At 34.0% G+C, this 26,882-nt stretch carries 30 protein-coding genes and 1 riboswitch; of the genes, 11 read left to right on the top strand and 19 right to left on the bottom strand.

The window, feature by feature from the left end:
- Positions 1 to 7 precede the first annotated feature (7 nt).
- From pnuC to AC3E9W_RS14880, 4 genes are all read left to right on the top strand, one after another.
- Positions 8 to 631, top strand: a complete 624-nt coding sequence (gene pnuC, locus AC3E9W_RS14895) for a nicotinamide riboside transporter PnuC (protein WP_488768936.1) — start codon at positions 8 to 10, stop codon at positions 629 to 631.
- Positions 592 to 2,706, top strand: a complete 2,115-nt coding sequence (locus tag AC3E9W_RS14890; RefSeq protein ID WP_488768935.1) for a DUF4301 family protein — start codon at positions 592 to 594, stop codon at positions 2,704 to 2,706. The genes pnuC and AC3E9W_RS14890 overlap by 40 nt, the downstream gene beginning before the upstream one ends.
- 1 nt (position 2,707) lies before the next feature.
- Complete coding sequence (gene arfB / locus AC3E9W_RS14885; RefSeq protein WP_488768934.1) at positions 2,708 to 3,112, top strand: alternative ribosome rescue aminoacyl-tRNA hydrolase ArfB; 405 nt, start codon at positions 2,708 to 2,710, stop codon at positions 3,110 to 3,112.
- Between the two features lie 331 nt (positions 3,113 to 3,443).
- Positions 3,444 to 5,603 (top strand): TonB-dependent receptor, encoded by a 2,160-nt coding sequence (locus AC3E9W_RS14880; RefSeq protein ID WP_488768933.1) that lies wholly within the window; start codon positions 3,444 to 3,446, stop codon positions 5,601 to 5,603.
- A 52-nt stretch (positions 5,604 to 5,655) separates the two neighbouring features.
- On the opposite strand, the gene AC3E9W_RS14875 is transcribed toward AC3E9W_RS14880, so the two are convergent.
- On the bottom strand, positions 5,656 to 6,072 hold the full coding sequence (locus AC3E9W_RS14875; protein WP_488768932.1) for a Rieske (2Fe-2S) protein: 417 nt from the start codon (positions 6,070 to 6,072) through the stop codon (positions 5,656 to 5,658).
- A 157-nt stretch (positions 6,073 to 6,229) separates the two neighbouring features.
- Between AC3E9W_RS14875 and greA the strand changes: the two genes are divergently transcribed.
- Positions 6,230 to 6,706, top strand: coding sequence for a transcription elongation factor GreA (greA, locus tag AC3E9W_RS14870; RefSeq protein WP_111288069.1), 477 nt, complete (start codon positions 6,230 to 6,232; stop codon positions 6,704 to 6,706).
- A 53-nt stretch (positions 6,707 to 6,759) separates the two neighbouring features.
- Positions 6,760 to 7,149, top strand: coding sequence for an HIT family protein (locus AC3E9W_RS14865; RefSeq protein ID WP_135222940.1), 390 nt, complete (start codon positions 6,760 to 6,762; stop codon positions 7,147 to 7,149).
- 75 nt (positions 7,150 to 7,224) lie between these two features.
- On the opposite strand, the gene AC3E9W_RS14860 is transcribed toward AC3E9W_RS14865, so the two are convergent.
- On the bottom strand, positions 7,225 to 8,376 hold the full coding sequence (locus AC3E9W_RS14860) for a sensor histidine kinase (protein ID WP_306155901.1): 1,152 nt from the start codon (positions 8,374 to 8,376) through the stop codon (positions 7,225 to 7,227).
- Between the two features lie 161 nt (positions 8,377 to 8,537).
- Between AC3E9W_RS14860 and AC3E9W_RS14855 the strand changes: the two genes are divergently transcribed.
- The 4 genes from AC3E9W_RS14855 to AC3E9W_RS14840 all read left to right on the top strand — a co-directional run bounded on the left by AC3E9W_RS14855 (position 8,538) and on the right by AC3E9W_RS14840 (position 11,424).
- Complete coding sequence (locus AC3E9W_RS14855) at positions 8,538 to 9,413, top strand: flavin reductase family protein (protein WP_488768931.1); 876 nt, start codon at positions 8,538 to 8,540, stop codon at positions 9,411 to 9,413.
- A 34-nt stretch (positions 9,414 to 9,447) separates the two neighbouring features.
- Entirely contained in the window at positions 9,448 to 9,819 is a 372-nt protein-coding gene (locus AC3E9W_RS14850; RefSeq protein WP_306155903.1) for a DUF3127 domain-containing protein, read from the top strand.
- A 163-nt stretch (positions 9,820 to 9,982) separates the two neighbouring features.
- On the top strand, positions 9,983 to 10,627 hold the full coding sequence (aat, locus tag AC3E9W_RS14845; RefSeq protein WP_456890701.1) for a leucyl/phenylalanyl-tRNA--protein transferase: 645 nt from the start codon (positions 9,983 to 9,985) through the stop codon (positions 10,625 to 10,627).
- Positions 10,628 to 10,629: 2 nt separating this feature from the next.
- On the top strand, positions 10,630 to 11,424 hold the full coding sequence (locus tag AC3E9W_RS14840) for an MOSC domain-containing protein (RefSeq protein WP_488768930.1): 795 nt from the start codon (positions 10,630 to 10,632) through the stop codon (positions 11,422 to 11,424).
- Here AC3E9W_RS14840 and AC3E9W_RS14835 read toward each other — a convergent pair.
- The 13 genes from AC3E9W_RS14835 to AC3E9W_RS14775 form a co-directional block, all read right to left on the bottom strand.
- Entirely contained in the window at positions 11,421 to 12,131 is a 711-nt protein-coding gene (locus tag AC3E9W_RS14835; protein WP_488768929.1) for a HesA/MoeB/ThiF family protein, read from the bottom strand. The two genes, AC3E9W_RS14840 and AC3E9W_RS14835, sit on opposite strands and share 4 nt — an antisense overlap.
- A 74-nt stretch (positions 12,132 to 12,205) precedes the next feature.
- Positions 12,206 to 13,318, bottom strand: coding sequence for a 2-iminoacetate synthase ThiH (gene thiH / locus AC3E9W_RS14830; RefSeq protein ID WP_488768928.1), 1,113 nt, complete (start codon positions 13,316 to 13,318; stop codon positions 12,206 to 12,208).
- 67 nt (positions 13,319 to 13,385) lie between these two features.
- Positions 13,386 to 13,763 (bottom strand): GxxExxY protein, encoded by a 378-nt coding sequence (locus AC3E9W_RS14825; RefSeq protein WP_488768927.1) that lies wholly within the window; start codon positions 13,761 to 13,763, stop codon positions 13,386 to 13,388.
- Between the two features lie 149 nt (positions 13,764 to 13,912).
- Entirely contained in the window at positions 13,913 to 14,689 is a 777-nt protein-coding gene (locus tag AC3E9W_RS14820; RefSeq protein ID WP_488768926.1) for a thiazole synthase, read from the bottom strand.
- Positions 14,670 to 15,308: a thiamine phosphate synthase gene (locus tag AC3E9W_RS14815; protein WP_488768925.1), complete on the bottom strand. Its 639-nt coding sequence runs from the start codon at positions 15,306 to 15,308 to the stop codon at positions 14,670 to 14,672. The genes AC3E9W_RS14820 and AC3E9W_RS14815 overlap by 20 nt, the downstream gene beginning before the upstream one ends.
- Positions 15,301 to 16,041, bottom strand: coding sequence for a hydroxymethylpyrimidine/phosphomethylpyrimidine kinase (locus AC3E9W_RS14810; protein ID WP_488768924.1), 741 nt, complete (start codon positions 16,039 to 16,041; stop codon positions 15,301 to 15,303). Before AC3E9W_RS14810 ends, AC3E9W_RS14815 begins: the two co-directional genes overlap by 8 nt.
- Positions 15,999 to 16,604, bottom strand: a complete 606-nt coding sequence (locus AC3E9W_RS14805; protein ID WP_488768923.1) for a thiamine phosphate synthase — start codon at positions 16,602 to 16,604, stop codon at positions 15,999 to 16,001. The genes AC3E9W_RS14810 and AC3E9W_RS14805 overlap by 43 nt, the downstream gene beginning before the upstream one ends.
- A 78-nt stretch (positions 16,605 to 16,682) precedes the next feature.
- The gene (gene thiC, locus AC3E9W_RS14800) at positions 16,683 to 18,503 is read right to left on the bottom strand and encodes a phosphomethylpyrimidine synthase ThiC (RefSeq protein ID WP_488768922.1); all 1,821 of its coding nucleotides are present in this window, start codon (positions 18,501 to 18,503) and stop codon (positions 16,683 to 16,685) included.
- A 148-nt stretch (positions 18,504 to 18,651) separates the two neighbouring features.
- Positions 18,652 to 18,858: a sulfur carrier protein ThiS gene (thiS, locus tag AC3E9W_RS14795; protein ID WP_456890685.1), complete on the bottom strand. Its 207-nt coding sequence runs from the start codon at positions 18,856 to 18,858 to the stop codon at positions 18,652 to 18,654.
- Positions 18,859 to 18,925: 67 nt separating this feature from the next.
- Positions 18,926 to 19,022, bottom strand: a riboswitch (TPP riboswitch).
- A gap of 84 nt (positions 19,023 to 19,106) precedes the next feature.
- A complete protein-coding gene (locus tag AC3E9W_RS14790; protein WP_488768921.1) occupies positions 19,107 to 19,667 on the bottom strand; it encodes a DNA-3-methyladenine glycosylase I in 561 nt (186 codons plus the stop codon).
- 76 nt (positions 19,668 to 19,743) lie between these two features.
- Entirely contained in the window at positions 19,744 to 20,175 is a 432-nt protein-coding gene (locus AC3E9W_RS14785) for a lipocalin-like domain-containing protein (RefSeq protein ID WP_488768920.1), read from the bottom strand.
- Positions 20,176 to 20,314: 139 nt separating this feature from the next.
- Complete coding sequence (locus tag AC3E9W_RS14780) at positions 20,315 to 20,995, bottom strand: hypothetical protein (protein WP_488768919.1); 681 nt, start codon at positions 20,993 to 20,995, stop codon at positions 20,315 to 20,317.
- Positions 20,996 to 21,014: 19 nt separating this feature from the next.
- Complete coding sequence (locus AC3E9W_RS14775) at positions 21,015 to 21,677, bottom strand: queuosine precursor transporter (RefSeq protein WP_488768918.1); 663 nt, start codon at positions 21,675 to 21,677, stop codon at positions 21,015 to 21,017.
- Between the two features lie 150 nt (positions 21,678 to 21,827).
- Between AC3E9W_RS14775 and AC3E9W_RS14770 the strand changes: the two genes are divergently transcribed.
- The gene (locus AC3E9W_RS14770) at positions 21,828 to 23,891 is read left to right on the top strand and encodes a M3 family metallopeptidase (RefSeq protein ID WP_488768917.1); all 2,064 of its coding nucleotides are present in this window, start codon (positions 21,828 to 21,830) and stop codon (positions 23,889 to 23,891) included.
- 65 nt (positions 23,892 to 23,956) lie between these two features.
- On the opposite strand, the gene tsf is transcribed toward AC3E9W_RS14770, so the two are convergent.
- The 4 genes from tsf to rplM all read right to left on the bottom strand — a co-directional run bounded on the left by tsf (position 23,957) and on the right by rplM (position 26,840).
- Positions 23,957 to 24,919 carry a translation elongation factor Ts gene (tsf, locus tag AC3E9W_RS14765; protein ID WP_306155920.1) on the bottom strand — a complete coding sequence of 321 codons (963 nt, stop codon included), beginning with the start codon at positions 24,917 to 24,919 and terminating at the stop codon, positions 23,957 to 23,959.
- A gap of 138 nt (positions 24,920 to 25,057) precedes the next feature.
- Positions 25,058 to 25,822 carry a 30S ribosomal protein S2 gene (gene rpsB / locus AC3E9W_RS14760; protein ID WP_095927954.1) on the bottom strand — a complete coding sequence of 255 codons (765 nt, stop codon included), beginning with the start codon at positions 25,820 to 25,822 and terminating at the stop codon, positions 25,058 to 25,060.
- Between the two features lie 176 nt (positions 25,823 to 25,998).
- Positions 25,999 to 26,385: a 30S ribosomal protein S9 gene (gene rpsI / locus AC3E9W_RS14755; protein ID WP_008466792.1), complete on the bottom strand. Its 387-nt coding sequence runs from the start codon at positions 26,383 to 26,385 to the stop codon at positions 25,999 to 26,001.
- A complete protein-coding gene (rplM, locus tag AC3E9W_RS14750; protein WP_125722248.1) occupies positions 26,385 to 26,840 on the bottom strand; it encodes a 50S ribosomal protein L13 in 456 nt (151 codons plus the stop codon). The genes rpsI and rplM overlap by 1 nt, the downstream gene beginning before the upstream one ends.
- Positions 26,841 to 26,882: the final 42 nt, after the last annotated feature.

Genomic DNA, 26,882 nt, shown 5'->3' with positions numbered 1-26,882 from the left:
CATTTTCATGATAGATTTTTTCTTAGAAAGTTATAAAAATGCTCCACTATGGCATATAGCTTTAGAGTTTTTAGTTTTCGTATGTGGAATTTTAAGCGTTTGGTTTGCGAAAAAAGAAAACATTTGGGTATATCCAACAGGATTAATTGCTACTGTCATATCGGTTTATCTGCTTTATGTAGCGGGTTATATAGGTGACATGATTATTAATGCTTATTTTTCTATAATGAGTATTTACGGCTGGTATGTTTGGGCAAAAGGAGGAACTGTTGAAGATAATCTGCCGATTACCCGTACAAGTTTTAATGAAAAAATAATCGGAATCTTACTGTTTATTGTGACGGTTTTTGTAGTTTTCGGCATTTATAAATATTTTGATTACGAAATTCATCCTGACAATTATGTAGATATGATTTCGTCAGGAATATTTTTTGCTGGGATGTGGTATATGGCCAGAAAAAAAATAGAAAACTGGACACTTTGGATTATTGGTGATATTATTGTTGTACCTCTTTATGCTTATCGCGGCTTAGGGATGCTGTCACTTCAGTATATAATTTTTACAATTTTGGCTATTTCAGCTTATTTAGAATGGAGAAAGATCTTAGACAGCAAAAAACAACTATCATAAAAATTGCTTTGTTTGGACCTGAAAGTACAGGGAAAACAACCTTAGCAAAACAGCTTGCAGAGTATTACGAAACCGAATGGGTTCCTGAGTTTGCACGCGACTACTTACAAGAAAAATGGGAAGAAAATAAGCATATTTGTGTAGCTGAAGATATGATGCCAATTGCTTACGGGCAGACTGCATTAGAAAATGAAAAATTAGCTAGCGCAAATAAATATTTATTCTGCGATACCAATTTAATGGTAACCAAAGTGTTTTCTGAAATGTACTATGGCTTTTGCGATCCACTTTTAAATGAAGCAGCGATGAAACACGAATACGATTTGTTTTTCTTAACAGACATTGATGTTCCTTGGGAAAAAGACGATATTCGAGATACTCCTGAAGGCAGAGAAACAGTATTTTCTGTCTTTAAACAAACTTTAATAGATACTAAAAAGCCTTTTATAACATTATCGGGAGATAAGGAATGTAGATTGGCAAAGGCAACTTCGATTATTAATAATCTGACCATAGCTAAGGAAAAAGGTTTTTCGTCAAATGATTTCGTAGAAGTTTATAATCATGGAACCGATTTCGAGAATGTTTTCAAGCAATTGGAAATTTTTAAAAACGGAATTCCAAAAAGTAATTTAATAAGTCCGGCTACAGTCAATAATGGAATTTTAAGTCTTTCTGAAGCTGAATTCCAAGAAAAAGCTTCTTTTTATGATATCCATAAATCAGAATTTAAACTAAAAAAGTTTGTGCCTGCTTCTGGTGCTGCAAGTAGAATGTTTAAATTTTTGACTGCTTTTCTAAATGATTTTGATATCAATAAAGAAACTATCAATGCTTATATCAATAGAACGAAAGATCGTGAACTTCCTATTTTTATTGTGGCAATGGAGAAGTTTCCGTTTTTTAAAGAAGTCGATAAAAAACTGAGAGAAATTTATCCTGATTTTGAATCTTTAGAAAGAGATTACAAAAACTACTATTTCATAAAAACAGTATTATCTCCAGACTATTTTGATTTTGCAAACAAACCAAAAGCAGTTTTGCCTTTTCATGAATATAAAACGCACATTGCAATTCCGATAGAAGAGCATTTAAATGAATGTGTGCATTATGCCACTTCTGGGGAAGTATCAAATCTGCATTTTACTGTTTCTGAAGCGCATCAAAGTCTGTTTGAAGAGTCGGTTTTGAAACTAAAAGATGATATTGAAGCATTGTCTCAAACGAAGATTAATGTTTCGTATTCTTACCAAAGTAAAAAAACAGATTCTATAAACGTAGACTTAAAAAATAAACTCGTAAGAGATAAAAGCGATAAATTAGTTTTTAGACCTGGTGGGCATGGAGCTTTGATTGATAATTTAAACCAGCTTGATTCTGATATTATTTTTGTTAAGAATATTGATAATGTAATTCAGAATCATATTGATGAGATTACCTTATACAAGAAGGCTTTGGCGGGAATTTTAATAACGATTCAGCAAAAAGTTTTTGGCTATTTAAAAACAATAGAAAAAAAGGAAATTCAGAAAGAAGAAATTACAGAAATTACAAGCTTTCTAAAAGAAAAACTCAATACAGATTTATCTAGCGACTTCAATAAATTTACTTTAGAAAATCAAATTGAAAAAATTAAAGAACTTCTAGACAGACCAATTCGTGTATGCGGAATGGTAAAAAATGAAGGAGAACCAGGCGGCGGACCGTTTTGGGTAATGAATGATAAAGGAGTGACTTCACTTCAAATTGTGGAAACTTCACAAGTCGATTTGTCAAATAAAAAACAACAGGAAATCTTAGCTGAAGCAACACATTTTAATCCCGTAGATTTGGTTTGTGGTATTAAAAATTATAAAAACGAAAAGTTCGATTTATTGCAATTTGTAGATCAGAACGCAGGTTTTATAGTGGAGAAAAGCGTTGACGGGAAAACAGTGAGAAGTTATGAACTGCCTGGATTATGGAATGGCTCAATGGCCAATTGGCTGACAATTTTTGTGGCGGTTCCACTGATTACTTTTAATCCGGTAAAAACAGTAAATGATTTATTGAAAGCGGCACATCAGCCACAATAATATGGATACAGAAAAAATCATATCAGAATTAAATTTTAAGGCCGTACGCAGTAGTGGTTCGGGCGGACAAAACGTGAATAAAGTTTCGTCAAAAGTAGTTTTGAATTTTGATTTAAATGCTTCTCAAGCTTTATCTGATGAAGAAAAATTGCTTTTACAAGAAAATATATCAGCGAGACTAACTTCAGAAAATATTCTGATTTTAAATTGTGACGAAGACCGAAGCCAGCTTAAAAACAAAGAAATTGTAACGAAACGATTTCTCGAAATCATCAAAAAAGGACTTTATGTCCCGAAAGTTAGAAAGGCTACAAAAGTTCCGAAAGCGGTGATCAAAAAGAGAATTAAGGACAAAAAGAACGTTTCTGATTTGAAACAATCTCGTAGAAAACCAAATATTGATTGAATTCAAAGAAGAAATTCCAATTTTTAAATTCCAAATTCCAAAACTGATTCAAGATTCGTTTTTGGAATTTGGAATTTATTTTTTGGAGATTTTGCCTATAAACGTTTTTGGAATTTGGAATTTGATTTTTGGAATTTTTAACATTACATTTGCACTGTCTCAAAGGGGTGCTCTAAATAACGAGCTGAGATCATACCCAAAGAACCTGAGCGAGTAATGTTGCTAAGGGAAAAAACGACACTATTGAGCGTGCACACTTTATTTTGTCGTGAAACACATTTATTAATTTAACAAAAGAATAATTCCCCCTTTTATTCGTAATTTTTTACGAATGAAAAATTTATTTAAAGGTACTAAGGTGCTAAGTTGCAAAGGTTCTAAGGTTCATAAATTTAGAGCCAAATCTATTTTCTTTACTCTATTCTCTATTTTCTTTACTCTATTCTCTTTTGCGCAACAGCAAGATTCTACAAAAGTCAATCAGCTTGATGATGTTCTGGTTTCTGCGGTTCGTGTTACATCAAAAACTCCAGTAAGTTTTAGTAATATGGATAAAAAAGAAATTAAGTACAGAAATTTAGGTCAGGACATTCCTGTTCTGATGAATTATCTTCCTTCAGTTGTAACGACTTCTGATGCCGGAAATGGTTTTGGATATACCGGAATCCGTGTCCGCGGAAGCGATGCTACACGTGTAAACGTAACCATAAACGGAATTCCGTATAATGATGCAGAAAGCCAAGGTACATTTTGGGTAAACATGCCCGATTTTGCTTCTTCTGTAGAAAGTCTCCAGTTACAGCGTGGAGTGGGAACTTCAACAAACGGTGCAGGTGCTTTCGGAGCGAGTTTAAACATGCTTACAGACAGTTATGCTAATAAAGCGACGGGTGAAATTTCGAGTTCAGCTGGATCATTCAACAGCTTAAAAAATACTGTAAAATTCAGCACTGGATTATTAAATGATCATTTTGAAATTGCGGGTCGTTTATCTGCTATGAAATCGGATGGTTATGTAGATCGTGCAAGTTCAGATTTAAAATCGTATTTTCTTCAAGGAACTTATGTGGGTAAAACCACTTTGATTAAAGCTTTGGTTTTTGGAGGTGCTCAGACAACCTACCAATCTTGGAATGGAATTGATGGAGAAACCCTCAATAAGAACCGTACGTTTAATTCGGCAGGTATGTATACTGATGAAGCAGGAAATGTTCGTTTTTATGATAATGAAACCGATAATTACAATCAAGATCATTACCAGTTGCATTGGAGCGAATCTATTTCTGATAAATGGAGTACAAACTTTGCATTGCATTATACAAAAGGAAAAGGCTATTTCGAAAATTATAAAGAAGATGCCGATATGGCCGATTATAATCTAAATCCTGTTGGGGCTATTACAACAACAGATTTAATTCGCCAAAAATGGTTGGATAATGATTTTTACGGAACTACTTTTTCTGCCAAATATAAAACAGACAAATTAGACGTTATTTTAGGCGGTGGCTGGAACAAATACGAAGGAGATCATTTCGGAAAAGTAATCTGGGCAAGATATGCTTCTCAATCTGAAAAGGATGATCATTATTATGATGATTACTCTGCAAAAACAGATGGTAATGTTTTCGCGAAAGCAAACTATCAGTTTACAGAAAAGTTGAGTTTTTATGGAGATTTGCAATACAGAAGAGTAACTTACAAAGCCAATAGCATAGAAACCGGTTTGGTTGATGATGATTTTAATTTCTTCAACCCAAAAGCAGGTTTAAATTACGCTTTTACTCAAAACAGCACTTTGTATTTTTCTTATGCAAGAGCCAATCGCGAACCAAACAGAACCGATTATGAAGGTGGAAATGTAAAACCAGAAAAACTAAATGATTTTGAATTAGGGTGGAGATTTAATACAGAGAAATTTCAATTAAATTCAAACCTATATTATATGGGATACAAAGATCAGTTGATTTTAACGGGAAGATTAGACGATGTTGGGGCGCCAATTCGTGCTAATACCGAAAAAAGCTATCGTTTAGGTTTTGAATTTGATGCAACAATTGCACTTTCTGATAAATTTACTTTAAGACCAAACTTTACTTTAAGCAGCAACAAAAATGTTGATTTGGCTGTTGATGGCGAATATTACGGAACAACAAAAATCGCCTATTCTCCAGAAGTTATTGCAGGAAACATTATAGTCTATAAACCTATTTCAGGATTGTATCTTTCGTTATTGCAAAAATATGTTGGAGAGCAATACATGAATAATATCGAATTGCCGGCAGCAAAACTGGCAGATTATTTTGTAAACGATTTTAATGCTTCTTACGAAATAAAACCAAACAAGATTTTCAAATCGATTACGATTACAGCTTTAGTAAACAATATTTTCGATAAAAAATATGTTTCAAACGGCGCAATGTGGGATGTTTATCCATACTACTATCCGCAAGCGGGAACAAACTTCTTGATTGGTTTGAATTTGAAATTCTAATAAGTTAAGACACAAAAAAAGCCTGAAAATAATTTTTCAGGCTTTTTTGTTTTTAATTGTAAACATGAATTACAGTTCCGGAAGATTCTACACGATATTGTTTCATCGGATATTCTTTTCCGCCCAATCCTGTAAATAAGTTATATTGAGTTTTATCGCAAGAACATACGGCGTAAATTCCGTCGATTGTCATTGCGGTGCAAGAAGTTAAAGGCTGGTTTGGACACGCAGCATCAAAAGCAGTGTAAGTTCCTTCGCCAGTTTTCATCACAATAATTCCTTTCGCACCATAATTAGCAACATAAACTGGATTACTAGGATATAGTAATTTGTTATACGTTGGCAAATTGGTGTCGAGATAAGCGTTTATAGAATAATTAGGGATATTAGGATTGTTGTTGCTTCTGTTGTTGTCACTGCAAGAAAATAAAACAGCAGTAAATGCGATAAAGAACCAGATTTTTTTCATTATTTGAATAAGAATTAGTTAAAACAAAAATAATTTATTTAGATTTGAAATCTATATGATTAACATATAATTATGTACTATTAAAAATTATAGTATATTTGTGGTAAGAAAATCCCGTCGCGATGGGATTTTTTGTATTTATATAAACGATGAAGTTATGAGTAAAGTATCTTATTATACAGCAGAAGGATTAAAAAAATTAAAAGATGAATTGGAGCATTTAAAAAGTGTAATGCGTCCAAAAGCATCTCAAGATATTGCAGATGCAAGAGATAAAGGAGATTTGTCTGAAAATGCAGAATATGATGCAGCAAAAGAAGCACAGGGTTTATTAGAAATGAGAATTTCTAAACTAGAAGAAGTATATGCAAACGCAAGATTAATTGATGAATCTCAATTGGACGTTTCTAAAGTTTTGGTTTTATCGAATGTGAAAATCAAAAACCAAAGCAACGGGATGGAGATGAAATATACGCTTGTTGCAGAAAGTGAAGCAGATTTGAAAACAGGAAAAATTTCTGTAACCTCTCCAATTGGAAAAGGTTTGCTAGGAAAATCTGTTGGAGAAGTAGCTGAAATTACAGTTCCAAACGGAGTTTTGAAATTTGAAATTCTTGAAATCTCAAGAGACTAAAGTCATTACGAGGAACGAAGCAATCTCACTATTATATTTTAAACAAATAAACTATGAGTTCAATATTCACCAAAATAGTAAACGGAGAAATTCCATGTTACAAAATTGCTGAAGACGATAATTACTTAGCTTTTTTAGATGTAAATCCAAATGCTAAGGGACACACGCTTTGTATTCCAAAACAAGAAATCGATAAGATTTTTGATATGGACGAAGAACTGTATTTAGGCTTAATGAAGTTTTCTAAAAAAGTAGCAGCAGCCTTAGAAAAAACAGTTCCATGCAAAAGAGTAGGAATCGCTGTTGTCGGACTTGAAGTGCCTCACGCACACGTACATTTGATTCCGTTAAACGAAATGGACGAAATGCGTTTCATCAATAAAGTTTCGCTTTCTAAAGAAGAATTTGAAGCGTTAGCAAAAGACATTCAATCGAATTTATAATAAAAATAAAATAAGCTTGTCAGGCTGAGCGGAGTCGAAGCCTTTAAAGTGAATAAAAAAGTGCAGTAAAACTATTTACTGCACTTTTTTATTTAGTGAAATCTGAAATGTAGTTCCTTTTCCAATTTCAGAATGAAGCACTTTAATTTTTCCGTTGTGGTATTCCTCGACAATTCTTTTAGTTAAAGAAAGGCCAAGTCCCCAGCCACGTTTTTTGGTTGTAAATCCAGGTTCAAAAATGGTTTTAAATTGTTTTTTAGAAATTCCTGTTCCAGAATCCTTTACATTAATTTTGACATGATGCAGATCTTGCTCAATCTGAAGATCTAAAGTTCCTTTTCCTTTCATGGCATCAATCGCATTTTTAACCAAATTTTCTATAGTCCAGCTGTGCAACGTTGGATTTATCATTCCCAAAATCGGAGAATCTGGAGCTTTAAACGAAAAAGCAACTTGCTTAGAAAAACGCGATTGCAAATATTCGTAGGCATTTTTTGTTTCTTCGACAATATCATGAAGCTCTAAAACGGGAATCGAACCAATTTTAGAAAAACGATCCGTAATGGTTTGCAATCGGTCAATATCTTTTTCAATTTCAGTACTAATGGATTGATCGATATTTTCGGTTTTTAATATTTCGACCCAGCCAATTAAGGAAGAAAGAGGTGTTCCAATTTGGTGTGCGGTTTCCTTTGCCATTCCCGCCCAAAGTTTGTTTTGAGTTGCCATTTTAGTGCTTTTGTAGAAATTATAAATCAAAGCAATGCAAAGAAAAATAATGAGAACCAGTGCAATAGGGTAATATTTGAGCTTGTTAAGAAGCTCTGAATTCCCATAATATAGCGTTTGATATTTTCCTGGAGCATATTCAAAAGTAATCGGCTCGTTTTCATTTTTCAATCTATTTAAAAGCGCTTTCCTTTTTTTCTTGTCATTCAAAACATCGTCAGAAACATTTTTGGCGCTGACAACTTTGTCGTACAGCATTATGACACCAGGAATTGAAGTGTTGTTATTGATAATTTGGAGAGGTAAATCTAAATCGGTGTATTCATCGGCATTAACTAGAGTAATTTGAGCATTTACAAAAAGATTCATTTTTAAGCGCTCTTCATTTTTAAAAATTTGGAAGAAAGTATAAGTGTTCCAAAGAATTAGAGAAATGATTAAAAAGCAAATTGAAATAATAATCCAGCGGGTTGTATTTGTTCTTTCAGAAAAAGACATATCAGTTATTTTGTGGTATAAATATAACGAAATATACACATTTTATATTTTGCCGATGCTGAAAAGATTTTTCGCTTTTATCTGCAAAACTATTTCTTCTAATTAAACCATTTCAATACTTTTGCAGGTACTAAAATGAGATTCTGTCTAAATTTTAAAGTATGATCAGCATTAATCCAAAAGAGATTCCAACGGCCAAATTGCAAGGCTATCTACAGAGTTCAATCGGTCCAAGGCCAATTGCGTTTGCGAGTACCATTAGCGAGACTGGGATTCCTAATTTATCTCCGTTTAGTTTCTTTAATGTGTTTAGTGCCAATCCGCCGATTTTGGTTTTTTCGCCATCACGACGTGTTCGAGACAATACAATAAAACATACTTTAATTAATGCCGAAGCCACTCGCGAAGTAGTAATAAATGTCGTAAATTACGATATCGTACAGCAGACTTCACTGGCAAGTACAGAATATGGAGATGGTGTCAACGAATTTATTAAAGCTGGATTAACGCAAATCCCTTCAGATTTAGTAAAACCATTTCGCGTAAAAGAATCTCCAGTTCAGTTTGAATGCAAGATTACGCAGATTATTCCGTTAGGAACTGAAGGTGGAGCTGGAAATTTAATTTTATGCGAAGTAGTAAAAATTCATATTGCTGAATCTATTTTGGATGAAAACGGAGCGATCGACCAGCACAAAATTGATTTGGTTTCGAGATTGGGAAATAACTGGTATTCAAGATCAAACCAAGGGCTTTTTGAAGTAGGAAAACCCTTGACAACATTGGGAGTAGGCGTAGATGCAATTCCTGATTTTGTAAAAGAAAGCGCTGTTTTTGACGGAAATGATTTAGGTAAATTGGGAAATATAGAAGCCTTGCCTACAAAAGAAGAAGTTAGTATATTTGTGAAAGAAAATTTCGCAGTCAAAGGAGTTTTAAGTTCCGACGATCAGAAAAAAGTGCATTTAGAAGCCAAAAAATATCTGGATAATGGCGATGTAGAATCGGCTTGGAAAGTGCTTTTAGCTAAAAAATAAAAAAGAAATAGAAACAATAATTAAATAGACGAAGATGGAAGTTACAGGAAAAGTAAAAGTGGTAAACCCAGAGCAGCAAGTTAGTGCCTCATTCAAAAAAAGAGAGTTAGTTGTTACTACTGAGGAGCAGTATCCACAACATATTTTAATCGAATTTACACAAGATAAATGTGATTTATTGAGTAGCTATAAACAAGGAGATGCAGTAAAAGTTTCTATCAATTTAAGAGGAAGAGAATGGGTTAATCCACAAGGAGAAACTAGATATTTCAATAGTATTCAAGGTTGGAGAATCGAAAGATTAGCTGCAGAAGGAGCTACACAAGCACCACCAATGCCAGCAGCAGAAACTTTTGCTCCAGCAACAAACTTAAACGAAGACGAACCAGACGATTTACCGTTCTAAGAAAGTTTAAATCTCAAATTATAAATTCCAAATTCCAAAGCTTTACTGTGTTTGGAGTTTGGAATTTTTATATTCAATATAGCTTTGTCAAAGTTCAAAACTTTGACAAAGCTTTTTAAGAAAGATTGGAATTTGGATTTTTTTTATTTGGAATTTTTTAAAGATGTATTACTTATTCAACGATTTATTTTTTCCGCCAGTAACAGAAGCTGATGAAGAAGGGGTTTTGGCAATTGGAGGCGATCTCAGTTCAGAGCGCTTACAATTGGCATACAAAAGTGGTATTTTTCCTTGGTTTAATGAGGGAGAGCCAATTCTTTGGTGGGCTCCAGACCCAAGGATGGTATTGTTTTTTGATGAATTGGTGATTTCCAAAAGCATGAAAAAAATCCTCAATAAGAAAATATTTAAGGTTACGTATAATAAAAATTTCAGAGAAGTAATTTCCAATTGCCAACAGATAAAACGCGAAGGTCAGAACGGAACTTGGATTTCTGATGAAATGATAGACGCCTACTGTAAATTAAATGAAGAAGGAATAGCAAAATCTGTTGAGGTTTGGCAGGATGATGTTTTAGTTGGCGGCTTGTACGGAATTGATTTGGGTAAAGGAAACGTCTTTTGCGGAGAAAGTATGTTTTCTAAAGTTTCCAATGCTTCAAAAACAGCTTTCATTGCTTTAGCCTTATATTTGAAGAAAGAAAAATATAAATTGTTGGATTGTCAGGTTTATAATTCTCATTTGGAGAGTTTAGGATGTCGAGAAATTGATCGTGAAGAGTTTATGTCCATTTTAAAAAGTAAATAAAAATGAGTGCAGTTTACAGCGTAAAAGAAATTTATATCTATCCGATAAAAAGTTTAGCAGGCATAAGTTTAGAAAGTGCCAATGCGGAAGAAATGGGCTTTGAAAATGATAGAAGATGGATGCTGATTAATTCAGAAAACGTTCACGTTACCCAAAGGGAATATCCTATAATGAGTCAGTTTTATCCTCAGATTGCAGGAGATAAAATTCAAATTGCTTTTGAAGGCGAAACTCATGAATTTTTGATAAACGAATCTTTAGAAATCCCAATAGCATCAAAGGTTTGGGAGGATAAAAGTGAAGTTTTCGAAGTAAATAAAAACAGTTCAAAATGGTTTAGCGATAAATTGGGTTTTGAATGCAGATTAGTGAAAATCAATAAAATTGGGGCTCGCAAACACGAAAGCTCAAGAACGCAGGAAACATACAATGTGAGTTTGGCAGACGGTTATCCGTATTTATTAATTGGAACAGAAAGTCTGGATTTCTTGAATTCTAAACTGCAAGAAAAAATTACCATAAAAAGATTTCGCCCGAACATTGTTGTAAGTACAAAAAATGCTCACGAAGAAGATAATTTTAAGACTTTTGCAATTGGTGGAGTTCAATTTAAAAATATAAAACCTTGCGGAAGATGTATTATGGTGAATAATGACCCGCAGAAAGGAGTTATAAAAAAAGAGCCTCTAAAAACGTTGAGCAAATACAGAAATGTAGATAATTCAGTTTTATTCGGAACTAATCTTGTAAGTCTGAATTCAGGAATTATTAAGGTTGGCGATGAGGTTATTTTCTAGAAATTCAATTTTGTAAAATTCCAATTTAAAGTATTAAAAAGTATTAATTCATTGTTTAAAGTTGGTAGTTCTAAAATTAATTTTAATGTTTCATGCGCCATCATATTTCCTATAATTCCAGGCAACGTTCCTAAAACGCCATTTAGATTACAATTTGGAACATATTTCGGATCAGGCATTTCTGGAAATAAATCACGAAGATTTTTACTTCTGTTATGATTGAAAACAGAAATTTGTCCTTCAAATTTTAAAATACTTCCGTAAACCAAAGGTTTATTAAGCTCAACACAGGTATCATTGACCAAATATCGAGTCGAGAAATTATCAGAACCATCCACAATAATATCATATTGTTCAATAATTTTTGAGGCATTTTCAGCTGTTAGTTTTTCATTAATCGAAACAGCTTCAATAAGCGGATTTAGTTTTGAAACGACTTTTTGCGCCACAATGGCTTTATGTTGTCCAATTTCATTCTCAGTATATAAAATCTGCCTGTGAAGATTATGAACTTCAATCGTATCAAAATCCATAATTCCGATAAAACCAACTCCCGCAGTCGCAATATATTGCAAAATCGGACAGCCTAAACCACCTGCGCCGATTACTAAAACCCTAGCTTTTTTTAACTTTTCCTGACCTTCATCACCAATTTCAGGAAGAATGGTTTGTCTATTGTAACGAAGAAATTCTTGGATAACACTCATTTTTGGGAATTTTAGATTTTAGATTGTTGATTTTAGATTGAGTTTGGAATTTGGAATTTTATTTTTTTTGGAATTTAACTAAAGCTTTTGTCCCAATCTTTCCAAACCGGTTCGTAGCCTGCATTTTTTATAATTTTTGAAATTTCCTCAGCAGAACGTTCATCGCTGATTTCGAATTGCTCCAAAGACTGCGGATCTACCACATAACCGCCAGGATTGGTTTTGGAACCTGCACTCATACTCGTAACACCAATCGGAATTATGTTGTTTCTGAATTTCTCGTTTTCACGAGTCGAAATTGAAATCTCTAAATCTTCATTCCACAATCTGTAAGCGCAGATTAACTGTGTCAAATGTTTATCATCCATAATAAAATTGGGTTCGATAATGCCTTCTGCAGGTCGCAGGCGCGGAAAAGAAACCGAATATTTGGTTTGCCAGTATTTTTTCTGCAAATAATCGAGATGCAACGCGTTAAAAAAGCTGTCTGTTCGCCAGTCTTCTAAACCTAATAAAACACCCAAGCCAATTTTATGAATTCCCGCAGTTCCTATTCGATCAGGAGTTTCGAGTCGGTAATCGAAATTTGATTTTTTGCCTTTCGTATGATACTTTTTATACACTTCTTGATGATAGGTTTCCTGATAAACCAAAACAGAATAAACTCCAACGTCATGCAAACGTTCATAATCTTCTGTAGAAAGTGGCTGAACTTCAACTGAAATAATCGAAAAATCTTCTTTAATTAAATTAATCGCATTCAGAAAATAATTAATATTTACCGTATAATTCGCTTCGCCTGTAACTAGTAAAACATGGTCAAAACCTGTTTTTTTCAAAGCTTCAACTTCGAGTTTTATTTCAGCGTCAGAAAGTGTTTTTCTTTTGATTTTATTGTCTAAACTAAATCCGCAATAGGTGCAGATATTTTGGCATTCGTTGCTCAAGTAAAGCGGTGCATACATCTGAATCGTTTTCCCGAAACGCTTCTTGGTGATTTCATGGCATTTTTGTGCCATTTGCTCCAGATAATTTTGAGCAATAGGAGAAATCAAAATCAAAAAATCATCGAGATTGTATTTGGTTTTGGTCAAAGTACGCTCGACATCTTTTGATGTGGTTTTGTATATTCTGGATTGGATTTCATCCCAGTTATATTGCTCAAAAATAGATTTGAATGTTTTCATTTTTTGGTTTCACGCAGATTTTGCAGATTTAAGCGGATTATTTAGATTTTTATTTTTTTTGATCTAACTAGATTTTATTTGCTATTCTTTTTATATCATCAAGGATGTTTGTTGTATTGAAATTTACGAGCAAACCTAATTTTTTCTTTGTTAGTCTTAAATATGTCGCAACTTGTTTATAATGAATCGGAGCTAAATCTTCTACAGATTTTAATTCTATTATCACTTTATCTTCTACTAAAATGTCAATTCTAAAAGCAGGGTCTAATGTTATCCCTTCATATGGAAGTATTACTTCAACTTGCTTTTGAATTTTGAGATCTAATTTTTCTAATTCATAAAACAAAGCGCTTTCATATACAGATTCAAATAATCCTGGCCCTAGATTATTATAAACTTTAAAAATGGCTCCCCTTATCAAATACGATAATTCATTCTCGGTCATAATTCCTTAATTTTTAATTGAAACAAAATTAAAGAATTTTCTTTCTTTTTATTAGATTTCGTTTCACACTCATTTTTGAGTATCTGCAGAAATTAAAAAAATCAAATCAAATCTGCTTTAATCTGTAAAATCTGCGTGAAACAAAAAAACTAATCGTAAAGAAAAGAAGTCAAAGGACTAGAAGCTGAAGCATAATTTTGCTGATTGGCAACTTTCGCTTCAAAAGCCTTTCTTCCTGCAATAACTGCTTCCTTAAAAGCCTCCGCCATTAATTTCGGATTTCCAGCAACAGCAATTGCAGTATTCACCAAAACAGCGTCGGCGCCAATTTCTATGGCTTTTGCGGCATCAGAAGGTGCGCCAATTCCAGCATCGACAATAACAGGAACAGTGCTTTGTTCGATTATAATTTCTAAGAAATCAATCGTTTTTAAGCCTTTATTACTGCCGATAGGCGAACCCAAAGGCATTACCGCAGCAGTTCCAGCGCTTTCTAAATGTTTGCATAAAACAGGATCGGCATGAATGTAGGGCAGAACAATAAAACCAAGTTTCGCCAGTTCTTCTGTTGCTTTTAACGTTTCAATCGGATCGGGCATTAAATATTTTGGATCAGGATGAATTTCCAGTTTTACCCAATTCGTTTCTAAAGCTTCACGTGCCAATTGTGCAGCAAAAACAGCTTCTTTAGCATTTCTTGCACCTGAAGTATTGGGTAATAAATTGATATTTGGATGTTTTAAATGCGATAAAATAGTATCAGTATCCGTTTCAAGATCAATGCGTTTGAGAGCAACGGTAACCAATTCGCTTTCTGAAGCTAAAATGGCATTTTCCATTTCTTCATTCGAACCAAATTTTCCCGTTCCAAGAAACAAACGTGACTTAAAAGCTTTATCTCCGATATTAAACAATGATTTTTGCATATAATTTTTCATTTAATTGTTGAATTAATTTTTCCTTTTCATCACTTTCGGTAATGATTCCAGAAATGGCAATTCCGTGAATCCCAGTTTCCATTAGCGGACTAACATCTCGTAATGTGATGCCTCCAATGGCATAAACAGGAATTTCGATTTTATTTTTTTTTAATTTTTGCAGAATGTCAAAGTAGCCCGACAATCCCAGAATCGGACTTAATTTTTCTTTCGTAGCTGTAAAACGGAAAGGCCCTAAACCAATATAATCACAGCCATCTTTAACGTGATTTTGAATATCTTCAAAGGTGTTTGCGGTTCCTCCAATTACTTTTGAAGTTCCTAAAAAAGCTCTCGCTTCATTAATTTTAGTATCGGTTAAACCTAAATGAACGCCGTCAGCATCTATTTCTTTAGTAAGATTTAAATCATCATTTACAATAAAATGGGCAGCGTATTTTTCGCATAAAGGTTTTATCGCTTCCGCTAAAAGAAAAGTTTCTTTTTGTGTCTGGTTTTTAAATCGCATTTGCACCCAGTTGCAGCCCGAATCAAGCGCCTGATGAATGTTGGATAATTGTTTTTCTATAGTTTCGCCTTGCGAGATATATTGAAGTTTGCTATACATAATGATATCCGATTAAAGTTGATGTTGAACTCAGGTAATTTTCGATATAGATTTTAGCATTTTTGCAAGCCTCTTTTATCGATTGGTTTAAAGCCAAATTGGAAGCAATAGCGGAAGAAAGCACACAGCCTGAACCGTGTTTTTCATAGCATTTTTTATCTGAAGGAAGTAATTCTAAAATTTCATCCTTTAGAAATAAACGATCTGTACCAATAGCTTTTTCGGTATGTCCGCCTTTCAAAAGAATATTCGTAGGAAATTGATTTTCCTTTAATATAAAGTCTGGAAAAAGAATTTTCATTTCATGATAATTGGGTGTTATCAAATCGATTTTAGAAAGTATTTTGCTTAAATCTAAACGATCTTCAATAGTCATAAATTCAAATTTTGTTGTGGATTTATGAACAGGATCCCAGACAATTTTCGTCAAATGAGAAAGCTGTTTTACAGTCGAAACAATTTGGTTCAAGTCATTTAAAGAAGAAACAATTCCAATTTTGACAACACTGATTTTATAATTCAAAAACATTGTTTCAATCGAACGGATTACAAAACTCAAATCGGTCCACTGAATTTCATAAAATTGATTTTCAGTCTGAATGGTATTCGCTGTCGAAATAGCAAAACCAGTTACTTTGTGCTGTTCAAATGTTTTGATATCAGCCAAAATTCCGGCACCGCCTGAAGGATCTAAACCTGCGATTGTGAGTGCGAAAGGGCGATTTGCTGACATAATTTAAATTGTTTTAATGGATTTTCATTTTTCCAAATACTTCCTAAAAGAGCGAAATCATCAAAGCCTTTTTCTAAAACTTCTTGAATGTTTTCTGAATCAATTCCACCTAAAGCAATCATTTTTGTTTCATGATTTGTTCTTGATTTTATTTCTTCGAAAAGATCTTTCTCTGGAGAATAATTTTCTTTTGAAATGCTTTTAAAAACGGGACTTAAAAAGGCGTAATCAAAATTTTCTAGAGAGTTAAAATCTTCTATAGAATGCGTTGATGTTGAATACCTACAAGGTTTTGAAAACCTTGCAGGAGAGCTGCTAGATTGATTTCTTTCTTTTTCAGAAAAATGAAATCTGTCAATGCCAAAATCTTCAGCTAATTCATGATGATTATGCAGAACCATTTTATCTCGAAATTCTAATTTCATCTGATGGAGGAACTGAGTCATTTCTAAAGATGAAAAATAAGGTTTGCGAATATGAAGCAATGGCAATCCTTCTTCAAAAAAGGAAGTGATTAAATTAATTTCATTTTTTACCGCAATTGGATTTGAGATTAAAATCATTCGAATTGTTTTTTCTTCTCCCGCAGATTTCACAGATTCAGGAGATCTTTATTCTTTACTCTTTTTTCTATCCTCTTCTTAAATATAAATCTCTTTCCCCTGCTCAATAAACTCTTCCGATTTCTCCTGCATTCCTTTTTCGGCAGCGGCTACATCTCGTATTTCCTGAGATATTTTCATCGAACAGAATTTTGGCCCACACATTGAACAGAAATGCGCCACTTTTGCGCCATCTGCAGGAAGGGTTTCATCGTGAAATTCTCTTGCTGTATCTGGATCTAAAGCCAAATTGAATTGATCTTCCCAACGAAATTCAAAACGCGCTTTACTCAACGCATTATCACGATATTGTGCACCTGGATGGCCTTTAGCCAAATCGGCAGCATGAGCAGAAATTTTATACGTAATCACACCGTCTTTTACGTCTTTTTTATTCGGTAAGCCTAAATGTTCTTTTGGCGTTACATAACAAAGCATCGCACAGCCGTACCAGCCAATCATAGCAGCTCCAATTGCAGAAGTAATATGATCGTAACCTGGTGCAATATCTGTAGTTAATGGACCAAGAGTATAAAAAGGAGCTTCGTGACAATGTTCCAATTGCTTGTCCATATTTTCTTTGATCATGTGCATTGGAACGTGTCCTGGACCTTCAATAAAAACTTGAACATCGTGTTTCCAAGCAATTTTTGTCAATTCGCCCAAAGTTTCCAATTCAGCAAATTGTGCAGCGTCATTGGCATCGGCAATAGAACCTGGACGCAAGCCATCTCCAAGAGAAAACGCTACGTCATATTGTTTCATGATTTCGCAGATTTCTTCAAAATGCGTGTAGAGGAAATTTTCTTTATGATGGAATAGACACCATTTTGCCATGATAGATCCTCCACGAGAGACAATTCCAGTAACACGATTGGCAGTTAAATGAATATAACGCAATAAAACTCCAGCGTGAATCGTGAAATACGAAACGCCTTGTTCTGCCTGTTCGATCAATGTATCACGGAAAATTTCCCAAGTTAAATCCTCAGCAATTCCTTTTACTTTTTCTAATGCCTGATAAATAGGAACGGTTCCAATTGGAACAGGGGAGTTGCGGATAATCCATTCTCTGGTTTCGTGAATGTTTTTTCCTGTCGAAAGATCCATAATAGTGTCAGCTCCCCAGCGGCAAGCCCAAACAGCTTTTTCTACCTCTTCTTCGATGCTCGAAGTCACAGCGCTGTTTCCAATATTAGCGTTTATTTTTACCAAGAAATTACGTCCCACAATCATTGGTTCGCTTTCTGGGTGATTGATATTATTTGGAATAATGGCTCTTCCGCAAGCGACTTCGGAGCGCACAAATTCTGGAGTAATTTTGCTTTTTGGAGTGTTGGCTCCAAAACTATGGCCATGATGCTGACAGCGCATCGCTTCAGTCTGCTCATTTAAAAGTTCGATACGTTGGTTCTCGCGAATGGCAATATATTCCATTTCGGGAGTAATAATGCCTTGTTTGGCGTAATATAATTGGGTTACGTTTACGCCTTTTTTAGCACGTTTTGGCTGATGCAAATATTCGAATCGAAGATGATCTAAGCTTTCATCTTTCAGTCTACTTTGACCGTAATCTGAAGTTATTTCTTCTAAGATTTCGACATCATTTCGATCCAAAATCCATTTTTCGCGTAAGCGTGGCAACCCTTTTCTAATGTCGATAGCAATATTTGGATCAGTGTAAGCACCCGAAGTATCATAAACAGTTACGGGAGGATTTTTCTCAATTCCGCCATTAGAAAGTTTGGTGTCACTCAAAGTAATTTCGCGCATTGCCACTTTTATCGGATGAATTTCTCCGTCGATATATACTTTTTTAGAATTCGGAAACGGGGTTCTGGATATTTGTTCTTCTTTCATAGTTTTTGTTTCAGGTTTGAAGTTTAAAGTTTCAAGTTGATTCTGATTGTGTTTATTCACAACGTTTTTGCGTAGAGACGCACTGCAGTACATCTACGTATGATTGGCAAATTGGAATTTGGGATTTAAAAATTTTGAATTTTAAAAATTAACCTCCCTGCGTAGCAGAAATAATCAAAATATCGTCAGTTTCGTGTAGGAGGTATTCGTTCCATTTGGTTTTTGGAACAACAGTATTGTTGACAGCAACAGCGATTCCGTTTTGTTTGAGCGGAATTTCGAGATCGAGCAATGATTGAACGCTTAGCGATTCAGCATTGAATTTTTTGGTTTGTTGATTGATTTTAAGTTCCATTCCTTTTTGAGTTTAGTGTATAGTTACACAATAGGAATGGCTACAAAATACACGCAGGCGCGCGCATAGAAGTCATCTTACTTTTCCCTACGCTAGTATGAACTAGATCAGGTTCAGAGGGTAAAATCTCAGCCTGCATGATGCAGACACCCCTAAAGTGTGAAGCAAATATATGTAATTTTTGTTTAAAGTTTCAAGTTTAAGGTTTTCAAGTTCAAAAAAAATGAAAACACTGAAAACTGAGACAGTTATTTCTTTCGCGTAAAGCAATCTTCTATATGATCATTGACCATTCCAGTTGCCTGCATGTGAGCATAAATAACCGTTGAGCCAACAAATTTAAATCCGCGTTTCTTTAAATCTTTGCTGATAGCATCAGAAATTGGAGTTGTTGCAGGAACATCTTTTAAAGTTTTTGGTTTGTTGTCAATTGGCTTTCCGTCAGTAAATTTCCAGATATATTTAGAGAAAGTTCCAAATTCTTCTTGAACTTTCATAAAAGCATGAGCATTTGAAACAGCGGAATTGATTTTCAATTTATTGCGAATAATTCCAGTATCCTGCATTAACTCTTCGATTTTCTCTTCAGAATAATTCGCAATTTTTTTATAATCAAAATTATCAAAAGCAGTTTTAAAGTTTTCTCTTTTGTTTAAAATCGTGATCCAGCTTAAGCCTGCCTGAAAAGTTTCTAAAATTAAAAATTCAAAAATTGTTGGGTCATCATATACTGGAGTTCCCCATTCTTCGTCGTGATATTTTTTATATAAATCGCTGGCAGAGCACCAGCCGCATCTTATTGGTTCCATTTTTTTATTTTAAATGTATAAAAAAAGCTTCAGACTATGAAGTTTGAAGCTTTTGGAAATTTATAATTTATCAAAATTATTTTTTCTTATATACAGAAATAGCGCTTACTGATATACCACCTTCTGAATATGTCATTTTTATTTTTAATGTAGTACTGGTTAATTCTGAGATTTCCCATTTAACTTCTTCATCACTATATTTTAAAGTTAAAGTGTTTCCATCTTTTTTCCAAGTACCATTTTCATCATAAGTGCTGCATTTTGAGTCCCAATATTCTGATGTAATGTCGATGAAATTTCCATCATTAGAGAATGTCATTGAAGGAATTTCACAACCTTCACTATCATAAGGTTGTAATATTTCTTGACCGCTAAAAACAGCTCCTTGGTGGGTAATTTCCCATTTTCCCTCAATCGAGCCACCATTGTTATCATCATCGCTGCTGCAAGAAACGGCAGTTAAGCCTAATGTCAAAATTGACACAAAAAGAATGCTTAGTTTTTTCATTTTTGGTAGATTTTATTTGTTAAATGTTATGGGGCGAAAATAAAATCTTTTTTGTAAAAAACGAAAGAATTTATGAGGTTTTTCTTTTAAATATCTTAAATTTTTCTTAAAATATTGAGTAATAGCTTCTTAAAAGTAATTATTTTCCTATTTGCCAGCTATATCCTTTAACACTCGGAATATAGGCTGATCTGCCAATTATAACTAAATTATTGTAGATTTTTTTGTTGTATTTAATGCCAATTGCATTTCCGGAAGTGTACATTTTATTGGCTTTAAATACCACTTTCATTTTGCCATCTTCCAACTCTGCGTCAGATACTTTTTCAATAAACCAAGTAGAATGCCATTTTACAGCCAATTCATTTTCTGCTGTTTTAGTTACACTTTTTACGAGCTTAACCGCTTCTTCGGGAATCTCGAAGTTCTCTGTTAACTGCTTTTGAGTCATGGTCTGACCCATTTTGCATTTTTCTAATATTTTGCGAATATTGACAAAGCTTAATAATTTGTCATTGGCTTCTTTTTTTATAGAAGTTGGCTGATTTACAGTATTATTTACGGTTTTAGAATTTACTGTTTTAACTTCTATCGGAGTTTTAATTGCAAAAGGATTTTTTGATGAAACAGTTTTTTTAGAATAGATCTCTTTTGGAGCGGTAATGCTTTTTGATGAAATTGTAGAATTTATTTTCACGCCAGCGGGTGTTAATTTATTAACAGGCTGAATGATTTTTTTAGGCTGTTTTTTTTCATTATCACCACAACTGACAAAGAAATAGGTAACAGAGAATAAAATAAGGAAGTAATTATTTTTCATGACCTAGTTTTTTTATTCTTTAACTTTTGTGTGCGGGATCTGTGTCTAAATATTTTTTAATCAAATGATGTCCTAAATAAATCGCTGGTGTTAGTAAAATAGCGATTGCTAATTTAAAAGTATATCCTATTAATCCTGAAGATATAAAGGTGTCAAAGTCTATCTTTCCTGGAAGCCAAAAAGCAATTCCCAAAACAATAAACGAATCAAATAATTGCGAAATTACGGTAGAACCCGTCGCTCTCAGCCATATTTTCTTTTCGCCGGTTCTGTTTTTAAAAAACCAAAAAATCCAAACATCAATAAGCTGAGAAGCCATAAAAGCGATTAAACTTCCAACAATGATCCACATGCTCTGTCCAAAAACGGCTTGAAATTGCTCATCATTTACAGGACTTATTCCTTTTGCGGCCGGAATTACCATAGCCATAAACAAGATAATAAAAGCATAAGCAATCAGACATGCCGTTATAAAAGAAAGTTTTTTCACTCCTTTTTCACCAAAATATTCATTAATCAAATCGGTTGTTAGAAATACGATTGGCCAAGGCAAAATTCCGATACTCATTACAAAAGGTCCAACTTGGATTAATTTTCCTCCAATTAACTCAGCGACAACGGCATTGGTGATAAATATCCCTGATAAAATTACAAAAACAATTTCTTTTCTGGTTTTAAACATTTGATTTTTGGTATTGATATTTCAAAAATAAACTATTTCTTTTAAATCTTAGAAACGGATTTAGAAGTTTGCTTTCGATTGGTTAATTTTGAGATTCTGTTGCATTTTTTGCTAGTCCAATTTTTGTACAGAATTAATAAAAGTATAGTTATGAAAACACCAATAGAATTAGATAATCCATTGTTAAGAGAATGGTCTGGCCCTTATGGAGGAGTTCCAGATTTTACAGCCTACAAAGTTTCCGATTTTAAGCCTGCAATAGAATTTGCAATAAAAGAAAAATTGGAAGAAATTGATGCCATCGCAAATAATCCAGAAGAGCCGACATTTGAAAATACTGTCAAAGCTTTAGAACTTTCTGGTGAAAAGTTAGATAGAATTTATGCTGTTTATGGAATTTACAGATCGAATTTAAGTACCCCAGAATTTAATAGTGTTGATACAGAAATGTCTCCAAAATTGGCAGAGATTAATGATAAATTGTATCAAAATGAGAAGTTGTTTTCTAGAATTGAAACCTTATACAAATCAGAAGAAAAGAAAAATTTAACGAAGGAGCAGCAACGTTTGCTTTGGCTGTATTATACCGATTTTGTTAAAGAAGGAGCGGAGTTAAACAAAGAAGACAAAGATAAAGTTGCCGAAATAAACCAAGAATTGGCAACGCTTTTTACTTCTTTTAGTCAAAAATTGTTGGCAGAAGAAAATAATCAGTATATTGAATTAAAAACAGAAGCTGACTTTGATGGTTTGCCTGAAGAGTTTAAAAATGCTGCGATTGCTGAAGCGAAAGAAAGAAATTTAAGTGTTTTAGGATGTATCGGAAATACAAGATCTTCAATTGAGCCTTTTTTGACTTTTTCCAACAAAAGAAATTTAAGAGAACAAGCTTTTGAAATTTTTGTAAAAAGAGGCGATAATAAGAATGAAAATGATACAAATGACACTCTTGTATCTATTTTAAGATTAAGAGCAGAGAAAGCGAAGATTTTGGGCTTTGCTAATTTTGCTGAGTGGAGTTTGTCTAATAAAATGGCAAAGGATCCGCAGAAAACGCTCGATCTAATGCATTCTGTATGGAAACCTGCTGTAGACAAAGTAAAAAATGATGTTTTGGCAATGCAGGAAATGGTAGATAGAGAAGGAGGGAACTTTAAAATCCAGCCTTGGGATTACCGTTATTATGCAGAAAAAGTGCGAAAAGAAAAATACGATTTAGATCAGAACGAAATAAAGCAATATTTGCAGTTAGAAAATTTACGTGAATCGATGTTTTGGACAGCGGGCGAATTGTTTGATTTAGGTTTTAAGCAATTATTTGATGTTCCGGTTTATCATGAAGATGTTAGAGTTTGGGAAGTAAATAATAAAAATACAGGAGAACCAATTGGATTATGGTATTTTGACCCATATGCGCGAATTGGAAAACGTTCTGGAGCTTGGATGAATTCGCATCGCGATCAGCAGAAAATCAACGGAAAAGTATTGCCAATCGTGTCTAACAACTGCAATTTTATAAAAGGAAATAGCAATGAGCCCACTTTGATTTCTTGGGATGATGCCACGACTTTGTTTCATGAATTTGGGCACGCACTGCACGGATTGTGCTCGAATGTTACTTATCCGAGTCTTTCTGGGACTTCGGTAGCCAGAGATTACGTGGAGTTTCCTTCACAACTATTAGAACATTGGTTAGCAACTCCTGAAGTGCTAAATAAGTTTGCCCTTCATTACAAAACAAACGAACCTTTGTCTCAATCATTGGTAGAAAGAATAGGAAAAGCAGCTAATTTTAATGAAGGTTTTGCAACTGTAGAAACAATTTCAAGTTCGTTTGTTGATATGAAACTGCATCTTACAACCGAGATAATCGATCCGTATGATTTTGAGAAAAAGATTTTAAGCGAAATTAATATGCCTTCAGAAATTGTGATGCGACATAGAATTCCACAATTTGCACATATATTTTCAAGTGACGGATATGCAGCAGGATATTACAGCTATTTATGGGCAGATGTAATCAATGCAGATGCTTACGAAGCTTTTTTAGAAGCAAACGGACCTTTTGATAAAACAGTTTCTAAACGCCTTTATCAAACAGTTTTAAGCGTTGGAAATACTATTGATAATGAAACGATGTATGAAAATTTCAGAGGACATGCTCCACAATCTGATGCTTTGATGAGAGCCAGAAATTTTCCGGTTGAAAGTTAATATGAAATAAAAAAAAGCCCGAATAACTAAATATTCGGGCTTTTTAATATTGAAAAAATAATATATTAACCTAAAGTAACTCTTTTGAAACCAGTGATTTCAACGTTGAATCCTTTAACGTAATCACCTACTTTTTTACTATCATCTTTGATGAAGTTTTGGTCAAGTAACGCTTTCTCTTGATCTAACGTAGTGTTGTCAGAGATGAAACGTTGTACTTTTCCTGGAAGAATTTTGTCCCAGATTTGCTCTGGTTTACCTTCAGCTTTTAATTCAGCTTTAGCATCTTCTTCAGCTTGTTTGATAACTTCTGGAGTTAATTGAGAGAAAGAGATGTATTTAGGAACATTTTTCAACGTTTTTCCTAAACGTGCAGCTTCTTCATTATCTTTTTCGATTACAGCAATACGAGCAGCAAGTTCAGATTCAACGAAAGCAGGATCAAAATCTTTGTAAGATAATGTGTCAGCTCCCATAGAGGCAACTTGCATAGAGATATCTTTTGTTAAAGTCTCAGCGTTGTCAACTTTAGCAGAAATAGCTGTTAAAGCAGCGATTTTGTTAACGTGAACGTAAGATCCAACGAAAGCACCTTCTAAAATTTCGAAACCACCGATTTCGATTTTCTCACCGATAACACCTGTTTGCTCGATTAATTTTTCAGCAACAGTAATTCCGTTGAAATCAGAAGCTAAGAAATCTTCTTTAGAAGAGAAGTTGATAGCTCTTTCAACTAAATCTTTAGCTAAAGTAACGAAAGCCTCATTTTTACCTACGAAGTCAGTTTCGCAGTTTAAAGTAAGAATAGCTCCTTTAGTGTTATCAGCATTGATAAAAGAAACAGCAGCTCCTTCAGAAGACTCACGGTCAGAACGGTTAGCAGCAACTTTTTGTCCTTTTTCTCTAAGGATTTGGATCGCTTTATCGAAATCTCCTTCCGCTTCAACTAAAGCTTTTTTACAGTCCATCATTCCGGCACCTGTAGATTGTCTTAATTTATTTACGTCTGCAGCAGTAATTGTTGCCATAATATTTTGAATTTTAATGTTAAAAGTAAAAATTCCATCTTCTAAATCCCAAACTCCAATTTTATTAAATTATCAACATAACGTTTTTAATTTTGTATTTGGAATTTGGAATTTAAAATTTGGAATTTAAAATTTGATTTATTCTTCAGTTGCAGGAGCAGCTTCAGCCTCAACAGCAGGAGCTTCTTCAGCAGCTTCAACTTCTTTTTCTGCACCTCTGTCAGATAGACCTTCGATTACAGCAGTAGTTACTAAAGATAAAATTTTGTCAATTGATTTAGAAGCATCATCATTTGCAGGAATCACGTAATCAACCTCTCTTGGGTCAGAATTCGTATCAACCATTGCGAAAACTGGAATGTTTAATTTTTGAGCTTCTTTTATTGCGATGTGTTCAGCTTTGATATCTACTACGAACAATGCTGCAGGTAGTCTAGACATATCAGCAATTGAACCTAAGTTTTTCTCCAATTTAGCACGTAGACGATCAACTTGTAAACGCTCTTTTTTAGAAAGTGTGTTGAAAGTACCATCTTTCTTCATTTTATCAATAGAAGACATTTTTTTAACTGCCTTTCTGATAGTTACGAAGTTAGTTAGCATTCCACCTGGCCATCTTTCAGTGATGTAAGGCATGTTTGCAGCTTTTGCTTTATCAGCAACGATGTCTTTAGCTTGTTTTTTGGTAGCTACGAATAAGATTTTTCTACCTGATGCAGCGATTTTTTTCAAAGCTTCATTAGCTTCTTCAATTTTAGCTGCAGTTTTATATAGATTGATAATGTGAATACCATTACGCTCCATATAAATGTAAGGAGCCATGTTTGGATCCCATTTTCTAGTCATGTGTCCGAAGTGAACACCTGCTTCTAGTAATTCTTTTACTTCTATTTTGTTTGCCATTTTTGTACTAGTTTACGTTCTGTTGATTAGCAATGTATAAATGGCGATTTCTCTGGCTTTATACATTTAGATGCTAAACTATATCCTACCTCGATAGGAGAGCAACAATAACTGTGTTTTTTAATTTCAATAAATAATTGATAATGTCTTGTCCCATCCGAACAAGACAGGTAATATTAACGTTTAGAGAACTGGAATCTCTTACGAGCTTTCTTCTGACCGAATTTCTTACGTTCAACCATTCTTGGGTCTCTTGTTAATAAACCTTCTGGTTTAAGGATAGCTCTGTTTTCAGCGTTAACTTCACACATTACGCGTGCTAATGCCATTCTTACAGCTTCTGCTTGACCAGTTGTACCACCTCCGTAAACGTTTACTTTTACGTCAAAGTTACTTGCGTTTTCTGTCATAGAAAGCGGTTGTAAAACTTTGTATTGTAAAGTTGCAGTTGGAAAGTAAGTTGCGAATTCTTTTTTGTTTACAGTGATGTTTCCAGTTCCTTCAGAAACGTATACACGTGCAACAGCGGTTTTTCTTCTACCGATTTTGTGAATAACTCCCATTACTTAAGATCATTTAGGTTAACAGTTCTAGGTTTTTGAGCTCCGTGAGTGTGCTCAGCTCCTACAACAACATTTAGATTTCTGAAAAGTTCTGCTCCTAATTTGTTTTTAGGTAACATACCTTTTACCGCTTTTTCTACTAATAATGCAGGGTTTTTAGCTTGCAATACTTTAGCAGTTAAAGTTCTTTGTCCTCCTGGGTAACCTGTATGACGCATGTAGATTTTGTCATTCAATTTTGTACCTGTAAGGTTAATTTTTTCTGAGTTGATAACAATTACGTTATCTCCACAGTCAACGTGCGGTGTGTAACTTGGCTTGTACTTACCTCTTAAGATCATAGCAACCTTAGATGCAAGACGTCCTAAGTTATGACCTTCAGCGTCAACAACAATCCACTCTTTAGTTACAGTGCCTTTGTTTGCCGAAACTGTTTTGTAGCTTAATGCGTCCATAATATTATTTTAATTAAACATTCCATCCCCAATAAAGGGGAT

The organism is Flavobacterium sp. 38, from assembly GCF_057799715.1.
This window is presented reverse-complemented; position numbering and strand designations above follow the sequence as displayed.